Genomic DNA, 11,885 nt, shown 5'->3' with positions numbered 1-11,885 from the left:
CCTCCGAGAGTCTCCAAACGGTACACCCGCCGAGGCCGGACTACACTGGAGACCTACCAACCATCAGAGCTCAGAACCAACGCTGGTTATTGGAGCGCTGCCACCAACGTAACAGAAGCCGATCAACCGCACCCTCGGTGGCCATACCGAGCTTTTCCGGGAGCGACTTCTTGTGCACAAAACTGACTTCAAACACATCGGACTTCTCGGCCAACTGTACCAGATACTCATCACTGGTTTTCAGCTCATCAATCAGCTTCACCGACTGCGCGCGACGACCAAACCAGATCTCCCCGGTCGCCACCTTATCGATCTCCACCTGAGGGCGGTGCTCCGAAACGAACTCCTTAAACAGAATGTGGGTGTCTTCGAGGTCCTCCACAAACTTGTCCCGGCCCTTCTTCGTGTTTTCACCAAACATGGTGACGGTACGCTTGTACTCGCCCGCGGTAAACATCTCGAAATCGATGTTGTTCTTTTTCAGCAGCTTGTGGAAATTCGGTAACTGGGCCACCACGCCGATCGAGCCCAGTACCGCGAAAGGGGCCGCCAGAATCCGGTCCGCTACGCAGGCCATCATATAGCCGCCACTGGCCGCCACCTTGTCCACGCATACGGTCAGGGGAATATGGCGGTCTCGAATCCGGGCCAGTTGGCTGGACGCCAGGCCGTAGCTGTGCACCAGCCCGCCGCCGCTTTCCAGCTTGACCACCACCTCATCCGAAGGGCGGGCCAGGCTCAGTACGGCGGTGATTTCTTCTCGCAGGCTGTCAGTGGCCGAGGCTTTGATGTCGCCGTTGAAGTCCAACACAAAGACCCGTTTTTTATCGCTGTCCTTCGGTTTGCCATCGCTTTTGGCTTGGGCTTTGAGGGCTTTCTTTTTCTCGGCTTGCTCGGCCTTTTCCTGCTTTTTTTCGGCCTTGGCGTCGGCTTTGCGCTCCGCATCATCCAATGCCGCCTGCTTGAGCGCGTGGGTCATATGCTTGAAGCGGTCGTTCAGTTTGACGACCTCAACCTGCCCTTTATCGCCCCGCTTCCGGTTTTTGCTGCCAGCGGCTGCCACCAGCCCGGCGACAAAACCGATCGCAATCACGACCGTTATTACCTTGGCTAGAAACAGCCCGTACTCATTGATGAATTCCAAAGCTTCACTCCGTTATTTGGTGGTCTTCTTTTACGTTTTCTCTCGGTAGATCGGTCACTCCCAGACTGACAACGCCTGTCGGGCCGGATCATTCAACGGTCGCGCCAGCAAGCCGGACGATGACAGACGCACCTCAAACAGTGCATTGTCCGCCATGGGTACAAAGGTCGCACTGCCATAGCGGGCGTCCACCACCGGGAACCAGCCCGGGTTGCGATTGACCAGGGCCCATAGGTCCGGCCCCCAGGCACTTTGCTCCAGACTGTAGACGGTGCGCTCGGCGCTGCGCTCATCGTTCAGGGTGTAGTATCGGCCACTGAGCCGATCCAGCCGGTAGCCGGGTTTGATACCCAAGCCACCCAAGAATCCTTGCCACTTGATGATGCGTGCATCCAGTTGCCATTGGTCGCCGCGGAGCTCAAAGGTGTCCTCTTCGCCATTGTTGTGCACCAGTGTCGCCCTGAATCGCTGATCCCCGAGCTGTTTGAGGCTCAAGGTGGCGACCGGCTCCTCCTGTGCCATCTGCCGATAGCTGAAGAGGTCCAGCGCTGCCAGGGCCAACACCAGAGCCAGAACCAGCAGACCCAGCCCGACGAAGCCCCGCAAAAAACCCATCAGCCAGTGCCGACGGGCCAGCAGGCGCAAGGCGGCATAGACCAGTATCAACCCGAGAAGAATGATGGCGATTGAAAAAATCGTGTAGAACATGCGAGTTTCCTAGTCTCAGGAGCGCTTATTGTGCTGCTGCGCGACAAAATCCGCAATCAACTGTCCGGCGATGGTCTGCACAGGAGGCGTGACGGGCAGCTTGTCATAGCGCCACCAGTTGGCCTCCACAATTTCATCGCCGTCCACCCGTATCTCCCCCGAGTCATACTCCGCATGAAAGCCCAACATCAATTGTCCGGGAAACGGCCAGGGCTGACTGGCGAAATAGCGCGGCGCCTTGATGGTCAGCCCCACCTCCTCCATGACCTCGCGGTGTACGGTATCTTCCACGCGCTCGCCTATCTCAACAAACCCCGCCAGCGCCGTGTGGATACCTTGGCGCGAGCGCGCGTGGCGGGCCAGCAGACACTGATCGCCACGGGTAATCAGCGTGATCATACAGGGGCTCAGGCGGGGGTAAAAACGCAACTCACAGTGCGGGCACCGATGGGCGGGTTCGCCGGCTGGCATGGGCTCAGTTGGGCCACCGCAGCGCCCGCAAAAGCGGTGCTCCAGCCGCCACCGGGACCATTGCAGAGCATTGCCCACCAGGGAAAACAGCCGATCGTCTAGCAGCCCCAGTTGGGTTCGCAGGCCCAGCCATTGGCAGCCTTCTATAATTGGTGCGTCCAGGAGGTGCAGCGCATAGAGTGAGAGACCCTCCCAGCGACCAAGGAAATCGCAATCCGTCGTCGCCACCCAGGGTTCCGCTTCAGCCGCATCCAGGAGTCTCAGGCGACCGGGCTGGTCGCAAAGAACGGTGCCGTCCCCTACCAGCAGATACCGGCGGGAATGATCATCATGGGAGTCATCCGCCACTTCAGTTCACCGGATAGCCCAGAGCCGCCAGGCTTTCCTCGGCAACCTGAAGGACGCTGTCATCGGTATTACGATCCTGACGCAGACTGTCTATGTAATACTCGAGGCTGATGATGGCATCGGCAAAATTCTCCAGCATATGGCGCACCGCCGCCGGCTGCTCACTCTTGAGCAGTGACTCTTCAATAAAGCGCGAGCAGGAGTGCAGCACCGCCGCTGAGCGCGAACGGTTAAGCAGGATCATACCGCCGCGGATGGTGGTCAGGGTGGTGGCCACATTCTTGATGTGCCCGACATCGTAGTTTGATTCGGCATAGGAGGTCAGCGCCCGTTTGATCATGGCCAGGCCGGATTCGGCCTCTTCCAGCACCAACTCTTCCGCCTCGGCGAGCTGACTGTTGGCAATGATTTCGTCCCGGGAGGTCGCATTCAACTTGGCCAACCGCTCATCGGAGAGGTTCATTTTACCCAGTCCCGACACGGAGCTTTCGATGTACAAGAGCGTGTCGGCGACGGCAAGCAGCTCGTCAGGATCGATGGTCTCGTCGGACTTCTGCCAGCGTTGGATTTTCTGGATTTCCTCTTTCAGGCTGTTACTGGGCGATACCAGCCCCACCACCGACAGAATGTCCGCCACTTTTTTGAGGGTTTCCAGCAGCTCCGGGCTTTCGCGTAACAATTCGGTGCCGCCCTGGGCGGCCCGCTCGAGAATGTTTTTGGTGCTGCGCAGCTCGTCTTTCAGGACCGCGCCCATGGAGTCGATGGTGGCCGCACTCGGGCCTTTGAGAAACTCCAGCTCCCGCACCAGCTCCGCATCCGTATAAGGCAGCGGCTCCAGGCCGTAGGCTTTCACCACTGCATCGGTGCGCGCACCGCTGGCCCGCGACAAGGCAATCAGATAGAGCATTTCCTTGAGCAGCGACGGCTCTGGAGGTTGCTCAAGTCCCTCGGGGCCGGCAGACTGAAGTTGTTTTATATGGCGATCCAGGGCGCTGAACAGGCGTTTGCGGCCGACGCCGATATCCATGTTGGCGGCCCGCAGCGCCTCGAACATCGCTGCGGCCACCCACCACAGGCCCGCCCGGGGGCGACCGTGGCTGATGGACTCCAGGCGCTCCATCGCCCTCCCCATCATACCCAGTGAGGCCCGTTGCTGTTTGTTCTGAAGCAGGTTGACCAGACCCACCTGATACATGTGCCGAAGCCGGCGCACCAGCGGTGGCAGATCTTCCCCGAGTACGGTGCTGCTCTGCCCTTTGCCCGAATAGATGGGTTCCGGCTCCAGGGTGTAGAAGTAGCTCTCCGGTAATGGGGGAGCTTTACGAAGCTGACGTAACTCATTGATGTGAGGGATCAGAAGCACCGCCATGCTCCGGGAGGTCTGCAGGCAGTACTCGAGATAGCGCGGCAGGATGAAAAAAGCGGACGTCAGCACGTCCAGCTTGCGATTGGTATTCTGCTCTTCCCCCAGCGGGATGTCAGTGATCTGCTCAACCAGCTCCTGGGCCAGCAAGTCAACGCCGCGCAGTTGCAGGAGATTCAGGGTGCCGCTGATCTGCTTGATGCCATCGATACAGTTCTGGAGGAGCTCTCCGTTATTGCGATCGGCGGCAAACTCCTCCAATCGGACGGCGGCCTGCTCAATGGTGGCGACCAACTGATCCTGAACCAGTTTCAGGGAATTGAGGTTGACGTTTTCAGTGCTGCTCACTGCCGCTACCTTTTCTTGTCATGATTTCAGCCCTTGCCCCGAACAACCGTTGAGAGTCCAACGGGGCCGCCCGGGAGGCGCTTTCCGGGGAACAGCGCGCTATTACTTGTTGTTATGGGACACAATTGTTGTGGGAAACAATGTAACCCAAGTCCCCCTATTTTTCACACAAATTTGAACAAAGCAACGTAAGCCACTAAGAAATCAGCAAATTTGGGACTTTGATCAATCTTGCCAGAGCACCTGCCCAGCACTTTTCTCGATCGCCTCGAGCTTCGCGCGATGGGCGGCCAACTCTTCATCGCTGGCGCGAATCACCGGTGTCGGTGTCCGCTGGGCCGACAGGGGGCGCCGCTCCTGCCCGGAGCTGTCATTGCCGCTGCCCGCCGATGAACTTCCTCCCAGAGACAGTGCCGTCTGGCCACCGGTCATCAGCAGGTAAACGTCGGCCAGAATCTCGGCATCCAACAGGGCGCCGTGCAGCTCGCGCTGGGCATTATCCACGCCATAGCGCTTGCACAGCGCGTCCAGGTTGTTTTTCTGCCCCGGGTGCTTGCTCCGGGCGAGGACCAGGCTGTCGATCACGCCGCAACGACGGGTAATAGAGCCAAACCGGGCATTCCACTGTTTGAGTTCGTGGTCGATAAAACCGATATCAAACGGCGCGTTGTGAATCACCAGCTCCGCACCATCGACAAAGGCCACAAAGTCTTCAACAATCTGCGCAAACACCGGCTTGTCCGCCAGCATCTCATTGGTGATACCGTGCACCTCCATCGCGCCGGCATCCACTTCCCGCTCCGGATTGATGTACTGATGATAATGACGTCCGGTCAGCTTCCGGTTGACCAGCTCCACACAGCCGATTTCGATGATTTTGTGGCCCTGGGAGGGCTCCAGACCCGTCGTTTCGGTATCCAGTACGATCTGTCGCACGCTCAACTCCTCAATTCGTCAATGCCGCGGTTGGCCAGCTGGTCTGCCAACTCGTTCTCCCGGTGTCCACTGTGCCCCTTGACCCAGCGCCAGTCAATTCGATGGGTCTGTACCGCCCGATCCAGCGCCTGCCACAAATCGACGTTTTTGACGGGCTTTTTGGCGGAGGTTTTCCAGCCGTTGCGTTTCCAGCCCTTCATCCACTCGCTGATGCCCTTACGCACATACTGAGAGTCCGTGGTCAGGACCACCTCACAGGGCTCCCGCAGGGCGTCGAGTGCTTCAATGGCCGCTCGCAGTTCCATCCGGTTGTTGGTGGTCTCGGCTTCACCACCGTACAGGCTCTTTTCCTGACCGTTGAAGCGCAGTAGCGCTCCCCAGCCACCGGGCCCGGGGTTCCCCCGACAGGCACCGTCCGTAAATATCTCAACTTTTTTCAAACTATCACCAGCAATTCATTGATTTTCAATACTTTTGATCTTTTCTCATGGGCTGGGCGCCCAGCCCCGGCAACGACGATGGGCGCCGCTCCCACGCGGGTTTGACAGGAACCGCACCACCCAGCTCCTTGCAGGCAAGCACTTGATAGAAGGCGCCTCCTGGGAGGTGCAGCCTTTTACCCCATTGGTCACACCATTGTAAACGACGCAAAGCGCCGGGATGCTGCAACGCCGGGCGGTAAAACCCACGCTGAACGCGGTCCGGCTCCAGATCCAGCAACTGCAGCCAGTCCAACAAACGTCCAAGCCTCAACGGCTGATGACGCCAGAGCGCGTGCCGGCTGAACAGGCGTGCGACGTGGCGGGAAAGCCCGAAGCCACTCCAGGGATTGAATCCCACCACAACCAGACATCCCCGGGGGATCAAGACCCGTTGAGCCTCTCGTAGCAGCTGATGGGGCGTCGGACTGAAATCCAGTGCGTGGTGCAACACCACCAGATCAACCGACCCGGAAGGCAGCGGCAGCTGTCGGGGGTCGGCGATCAACGACGACAGTGAACCGGCCCCGGCATCACTGAGGGCAATCGTCACGCGATGGGTGATCCGGCTGCTGCCGGTCATATCCAGCGCTGGATCGACACCAATCTGCAGCAGATGGTAGCCAAACAGGTCCTGCAGCGCGCCCTCGAGGGTGAGCTTCTCCGCCGCCAACATCGCCTGCCCGAGAGGGGTACCGAACCAGGCCGCCATTTCCCGGGCCGACTGATCCGCCGGCGGCACGCCAAAACGCTGCCTCCGCCAAGCCCGAACCCGGCTCAGGAACTTGTCTGAAGTCATAGTAATCGCCCCACTCGGCGGTTGCGCAGGCATCCGCTATGCTGAGAGTATACTCGCTTAACCCCATGAAAACAGGAGCCTTTAATGCGCGAACCCATTGGTATTCCCGCACTGGACAGCAACTATTTCTGGCTGCTGCCCGTGGACGATGCCCCGGAGTGCCAGAGTGGCGACGTGTATCTGATCGATCCCGGCGACGCCCAGCCGGTGCTTGAAACCCTGGAGCGAAAGACGTTCAGGCTCAGAGGCATCCTGATCACCCACCACCACTGGGATCATACCGACGGATTGGACGGGATTCTGAGCCGCCTGAAAGTCCCGGTGTACGGCCCGGACTCGGTACCTCAAGTGGACCAGGTTGTGAAAGACGGCGATCGGCTGGAACTGCCGGGCCTGGCTCTGTCAGTCATGGCGGTTCCCGGCCATACGCTGGACCACCTCGCCTACTTTCAGGCGGCGACAGGAGAGGCGCCTCCGCGGCTGTTCTGCGGCGACGCCCTGTTTGCCGCGGGCTGCGGCCGACTGTTTGAGGGGACACCGGCGCAAGCACAGACGTCTCTGGACAGGCTCAACACGCTGCCGGGCAAGACCCGGATCTACTGTGCCCATGAGTACACTCAGACCAACCTGCGTTTTGCCCTGACGGTGGAGCCCGACAATGCGGCCGTGCGCAAGCGTCTGGGCCATGTCAGCGAGTTGAGAGCCAGCCACCGACCGACCCTTCCCAGTGAACTCTCCCTAGAGCGGGAGACCAACCCCTATTTGCGCACGGACAACCCCTCCCTGGTGAGCGCTCTGGGTCTGCCCCCCAATACCGAGCGGTCAAGAGTCTTTGGGGAACTGCGCTCCAGAAAAGACCGGTTTCGTTAGTCTGCAGGGAAACCCGGATGAACGGCGCGCCACATCCTCCGGGCGTTCCTTGACGCCCCCGATGAGAGTCCCTAGAATCGCGAAAATCCGCGCCTGGCGAACGACGTCTGGCATCACGTGTCACCAGTACTTCGGTAACCCATGAATCGACTCAAGCGCCCTCTCGCCCTGGCCGTCAGCCTGATCAGCCTCGGTGGCTGCCAGACCCTGACCCCCTCTGAACCGTCCAAAACCGCGGACCAGAACCACCTGCTCATCGACGAATCGCTCTGCACCCTGGATCGGGAGCAACAGGCCCAATTCCTGGTGTCGGATGAGGGCAACCTCTGGCCGCGCCTGAGAGACGGCTACGGACTTCCCGATGTCGATCACCCACGAATCGACACCTACGTGGACTGGTACGCCCGTCACCCACATTACATGGAGCGGGTCATCGAGCGGGGCCAGCGCTTCCTCCACCACATTGCCAACGAGCTGGAAGCCGAGGACATGCCGCTTGAGCTGGCGCTGCTACCCATCGTTGAAAGCGCCTTTGACCCCTTTGCCTATTCCCACGGCCGGGCCTCCGGCATCTGGCAATTTGTCCCCGCCACCGGCCGCCAGTATGGCCTCAAGCAGAACTGGTGGTATGACGGACGCCGGGATGTGGTCGCCTCCACCGACGCCGCCATTCGCTACCTGAAGTACCTCAACGAGCTGTTTGACGGCGACTGGTTGCTCGCCCTGGCGTCCTATAACACTGGCCAGGGTAATGTCATGCGCCGGATCCGCAGCAACGAGCGACGCGGCAAGCCAACCGACTTCTGGTCCCTGAACCTGCCCAGGGAAACCCGGGCCTATGTGCCCCAATTATTGGCCCTTGCCAGAGTGATTGGCGAGCCCGAAAAGTACAATCTTGCCCTCAACCCCGTCCCGGACGAGCCCTACTTTCGGATCGTGGATGTGGAGTCACAGATCGATCTGGCACAGGCGGCCGAGCTGGCCGAACTGGAGCTGGACGAGCTCTACCTCCTGAACGCCGGCTACAATCGCTGGGCCACGGATCCGGACGGCCCTCACCGGCTGTTGATCCCCGTCCAGCATGAAGAGACCTTCCGCGCCAACCTGGCCAGCATTCCCACCCGCGAGCGCGTGGGCTGGGATCGCTACCGGGTCGTCAGTGGCGACTCGTTGATCACCATCGCCCGCCGCTATCGCACCAGTGTCGACACCATCAAAAGCGTCAATCAACTGAACAGCAATATCATCCGGGCCGGACAGACCCTCATGATTCCCACCGCCAAGCATCCGGCCAACCGCTACGCTTTCAGCGCCGACCAGCGTCGCCAACGGACACAGAATCGCTCTCAGGGCAGTGAAGGCAGCACCAGGGTAGACTACCAGGTGCGTCCAGGAGACAGCTTCTGGACGATTGCCAAGCGCCATGGCATCACCGTAGGGGCGCTGACCAACTGGAATGGCATGGCCCCGGGCGACACCCTGATGCCGGGCCAGACGCTGGTGATCTGGACCGAACAGCAAGACATGACCAGCAGTGCTCAAGGCGATCGCCGCTCCGTCGTGCGCAAGGTGCATTACCGGGTGCGCAAAGGGGATTCGATCGCTCGCATCGCCAATCGCTTCAATCTGTCGGTCCAGGATATTCTGCGTTGGAACACGGTTTCGGCATCCAGCTACATTCATCCGGGACAATCCCTGACCCTGTTCGTGGATGTGACCAACAACGCTTCGTTCTGATCACACCCCCGGTTTCACAGGCACAAAAAAACCGCCAATTAAAGGCGGTTTTTTTGTGCCTGAGGCGCGCGGACCAGAAGGTCCGCCACCTTTGACTGTCAGCCCATCAACGCTCGACAGTGACGTCCTGGCGCAACTGTTCACGATACGCAAGGTATTCCTGCTGCCCTTGCATCTGCGCCAGGTTGCGTCGCAGCGACTGCTGCTCCTCTTCGCTCAGATCGCTCCACTGGCCATCCTGCGCCTGGGTCAACACCACAACGGCATAGCCATCGCGGATCGACACACCACTGACCACGGGCTCACCAGAGGGCTTGGGCAGTGAAAACACATGCTGGACCAGCGCGCGGTCCAGATCGCTTGCGCGACGCTCAACCTTTTCCGCCGCCTGAACTTCAAGCCCGGCCTCTTCCGCCACCGCGGAGAGTGATTCGCCAGACGCCACCGCCTCACGAAGAGCTTCACCGCGCTCCGCCAGCAAAGACTGGATCCGCTCATTGCGCAACTGCCGGGCAATCTGTTCGCGCACTTCCTCCAGGGGCTTGATGTAGGCCTCCTGGTAGTCGGTCTTCTTGATCACCACGACCCGATCGTTTGCCAACTCGATCAGATCACTGCTGTTTTCACGCTCGAGAACTTCCTCCGAAAATGCCGCTTCGACAACAGTGGTCTCCCCGGCCACTCCCGGGCCACCATTGCGCCCAAACAGACCGGTGTTTTCCAGGGGCAGATTCAACTCATCCGCGACAGATTGCAGGCTATCAGCGTTGTAGGATAGCTCACTCAGACGCTCCATCAGAGTGACGAATTCATTTTCCGCTTCGACCCGCTTGAGCTGCTGCGCAATGCGCTCCCGAGCATCTTCAAACGTGGCCACTTCCGAACCCCGCTGCTCGGTCACTTTGATCAGATGAACCCCGGCCTCGGTTTCAACCGGAGCCGACACTTCACCGACCTCTAGTGAGTCAACGGCGGCCATGAAGGCTTCGGGCAGACCTTCCCCGGAGACAAAGCCCAGATCCCCGCCCTGCCCGCTGGACCCGAGATCTTCAGAGTATTGTTCGGCCAATTCGGCAAAAGAAACGCCCTCTTCAAGCGCTCCCTGCACCTCGGCAATCCGCTCGTCGCTAGAATCTTCAAACAGAATATGGGCAACGCGACGTTCCGCCTCCTGCCCTTCCTGAGCCTCCTGGTTCTGCTCGAACTGGTCCCGCAGGGTCTGCTCATCAATCTCAATGTCCGCCATCAGGTTGGCAACGCTCAGATCAATATAATCGACGGCCACCTGCTCGGGCTGACGGAATTGATTCTGGTTACTCTGATAGAAAGCTTCGATGTCACTGTCCGTCACCTCGACCTGGTCCGCGACCTGATCGCGGCTCAGGGTGGCGTACTGGAAATCGCGGCTCTGGAAGTTCAATGCGGCAAACCGCTCCAGCTCGGCTGGAGTCACAAAGCCACTGGCGGCGACACCGGAAGACAACTGATTCAGCAGCAGTTCCTGACGCAGCAGGGCCTTGTACTGGGCCGGGGTATAGCCCATGGAGCGCAGCACCTGCTGGTAGCGATTCGGATCAAACTGACCACTGTCACCCGCGAACTGCGGGAAACTCAGAATCAACTGATCCAGAGTGCTTTCACTGACCCCCATACCCTGCTTGCGGGCATGCTGAATCAGGACTTTGCGCTGGACCAGCGCCTCAATGGCCGGTTCGCGCAGACGCTCATCGCTGACAAATTCGGAAGGAACGGAGTCGCCATACTGATTGAGAATCTGCTGGCGCTGGCGATAGATTTCCCGAGCCACCTCATTCTCGGTAATGGATTCACCATCAACGGAAACCACTTCGCCGGAGCGGCTGGAACCCGAAAACAGCGCCTCGGCACCGGACAAAGCGAAAATAATCACCAGGAAGCCGACCAGAATACCGGCTACCACACCTTTGGAGTTGTCGCGAATCGTCTGCAGCATTGTCTGCTCCTAGTCATAAACCCGTTGGGACGATCGATTCCAACGCGCTTTCTTATCATCTTGCTCAAACCAGGGACTGAGCGAGTCGATCTGGTTGAATAAAGAAAAGGCGCACCTCTAGGGATGCGCCTCCTCATACTGCCGGGTCAGTTCTCTCTGGATTCTGGAGCGATTACTCAACTCGCTGAAACCAGACTATGAACGCTCCCGGCAATCACCGAAAACGCGCACAGGGCGCGTCAAAAACGCTTAGTTGACCGCGTCTTTCAGTGCCTTACCCGCTTTAAAACTGGGCACCTTGGCAGCGGCGATCTGGATCTCGGCGCCGGTCTGTGGGTTGCGGCCGGTGCGCGCGGCACGCTCTTTCACAGCGAAGGTACCAAAACCGACCAGAACAACCTGATCGCCCTTCTGCAGAGCACCAGTAATGTTGTCAACCATTGCGTCGAGCGCACGGCCGGCAGCAGCTTTAGGAATATCCGCAGATGCGGCGATGGCTTCAATCAGCTCGGATTTGTTCACACTTAACCCCTTTTGATTATTTGCTTCAGAAATCGATGGCGCAGGTTACTGTTCAAAATCAATCCCCGACCATTCAATGTCGGCTCATGACCCGCTCAGGTTAGTACCCGTTCAGGCTAACACCATTGGCCTGAACGGTGAGTTGGCCAGGACAGCAAATCGCCCCGTGCCGCCTGCTTGGCGAATGA

Annotated in this window: 11 protein-coding genes; 2 read left to right on the top strand and 9 right to left on the bottom strand. The window is 59.3% G+C overall.

Going from position 1 to position 11,885, the window contains the following annotated elements:
- Window positions 1-70 precede the first annotated feature (70 nt).
- From sohB to B3187_RS11755, 7 genes are all read right to left on the bottom strand, one after another.
- The gene (gene sohB / locus B3187_RS11785; protein WP_123637401.1) at window positions 71-1,144 is read right to left on the bottom strand and encodes a protease SohB; all 1,074 of its coding nucleotides are present in this window, start codon (window positions 1,142-1,144) and stop codon (window positions 71-73) included.
- A 54-nt stretch (window positions 1,145-1,198) separates the two neighbouring features.
- Entirely contained in the window at window positions 1,199-1,852 is a 654-nt protein-coding gene (locus tag B3187_RS11780) for a cation/multidrug efflux pump (RefSeq protein WP_286806649.1), read from the bottom strand.
- A gap of 15 nt (window positions 1,853-1,867) precedes the next feature.
- Window positions 1,868-2,671 carry an NAD(+) diphosphatase gene (gene nudC, locus B3187_RS11775; RefSeq protein WP_339618362.1) on the bottom strand — a complete coding sequence of 268 codons (804 nt, stop codon included), beginning with the start codon at window positions 2,669-2,671 and terminating at the stop codon, window positions 1,868-1,870.
- A gap of 1 nt (window position 2,672) precedes the next feature.
- Complete coding sequence (locus B3187_RS11770) at window positions 2,673-4,382, bottom strand: pilus assembly protein (protein WP_286806648.1); 1,710 nt, start codon at window positions 4,380-4,382, stop codon at window positions 2,673-2,675.
- Between the two features lie 225 nt (window positions 4,383-4,607).
- On the bottom strand, window positions 4,608-5,318 hold the full coding sequence (gene dnaQ, locus B3187_RS11765) for a DNA polymerase III subunit epsilon (protein WP_024460221.1): 711 nt from the start codon (window positions 5,316-5,318) through the stop codon (window positions 4,608-4,610).
- A gap of 2 nt (window positions 5,319-5,320) precedes the next feature.
- Entirely contained in the window at window positions 5,321-5,758 is a 438-nt protein-coding gene (rnhA, locus tag B3187_RS11760; protein WP_024460222.1) for a ribonuclease HI, read from the bottom strand.
- Window positions 5,759-5,783: 25 nt separating this feature from the next.
- Window positions 5,784-6,596, bottom strand: a complete 813-nt coding sequence (locus B3187_RS11755; protein WP_286806646.1) for a class I SAM-dependent methyltransferase — start codon at window positions 6,594-6,596, stop codon at window positions 5,784-5,786.
- An 84-nt stretch (window positions 6,597-6,680) separates the two neighbouring features.
- On the opposite strand from B3187_RS11755, the gene gloB reads away from it, so the two are divergent.
- On the top strand, window positions 6,681-7,466 hold the full coding sequence (gloB, locus tag B3187_RS11750) for a hydroxyacylglutathione hydrolase (protein WP_286806645.1): 786 nt from the start codon (window positions 6,681-6,683) through the stop codon (window positions 7,464-7,466).
- A 141-nt stretch (window positions 7,467-7,607) separates the two neighbouring features.
- Window positions 7,608-9,203: a lytic transglycosylase gene (locus B3187_RS11745; RefSeq protein WP_286806644.1), complete on the top strand. Its 1,596-nt coding sequence runs from the start codon at window positions 7,608-7,610 to the stop codon at window positions 9,201-9,203.
- Between the two features lie 106 nt (window positions 9,204-9,309).
- On the opposite strand, the gene B3187_RS11740 is transcribed toward B3187_RS11745, so the two are convergent.
- Both B3187_RS11740 and B3187_RS11735 read right to left on the bottom strand, forming a co-directional pair.
- On the bottom strand, window positions 9,310-11,175 hold the full coding sequence (locus tag B3187_RS11740; RefSeq protein WP_286806642.1) for a SurA N-terminal domain-containing protein: 1,866 nt from the start codon (window positions 11,173-11,175) through the stop codon (window positions 9,310-9,312).
- 249 nt (window positions 11,176-11,424) lie between these two features.
- Window positions 11,425-11,697 (bottom strand): HU family DNA-binding protein, encoded by a 273-nt coding sequence (locus B3187_RS11735; protein WP_024460227.1) that lies wholly within the window; start codon window positions 11,695-11,697, stop codon window positions 11,425-11,427.
- Window positions 11,698-11,885 lie beyond the last annotated feature (188 nt).

Origin of the sequence: Marinimicrobium sp. UBA4209 (genome assembly GCF_002381585.1) — a bacterium.
Taxonomy (GTDB): Bacteria; Pseudomonadota; Gammaproteobacteria; order Pseudomonadales; family Cellvibrionaceae; genus Marinimicrobium; species Marinimicrobium koreense.
Note: the sequence above shows the minus strand (reverse complement) of the source record. Positions and strands in the feature narration are given on the sequence as shown.

Excerpts from the sequence above, each read along its gene's own strand:
- B3187_RS11780 (WP_286806649.1), bottom strand. The coding sequence starts at position 1,852 with ATGTTCTACACGATTTTTTCAATCGCCATCATTCTTCTCGGGTTGATA.
- B3187_RS11755 (WP_286806646.1), bottom strand. The coding sequence starts at position 6,596 with ATGACTTCAGACAAGTTCCTGAGCCGGGTTCGGGCTTGGCGGAGGCAG.
- gloB (WP_286806645.1), top strand. The coding sequence starts at position 6,681 with ATGCGCGAACCCATTGGTATTCCCGCACTGGACAGCAACTATTTCTGG.
- B3187_RS11745 (WP_286806644.1), top strand. The coding sequence starts at position 7,608 with ATGAATCGACTCAAGCGCCCTCTCGCCCTGGCCGTCAGCCTGATCAGC.
- B3187_RS11740 (WP_286806642.1), bottom strand. The coding sequence starts at position 11,175 with ATGCTGCAGACGATTCGCGACAACTCCAAAGGTGTGGTAGCCGGTATT.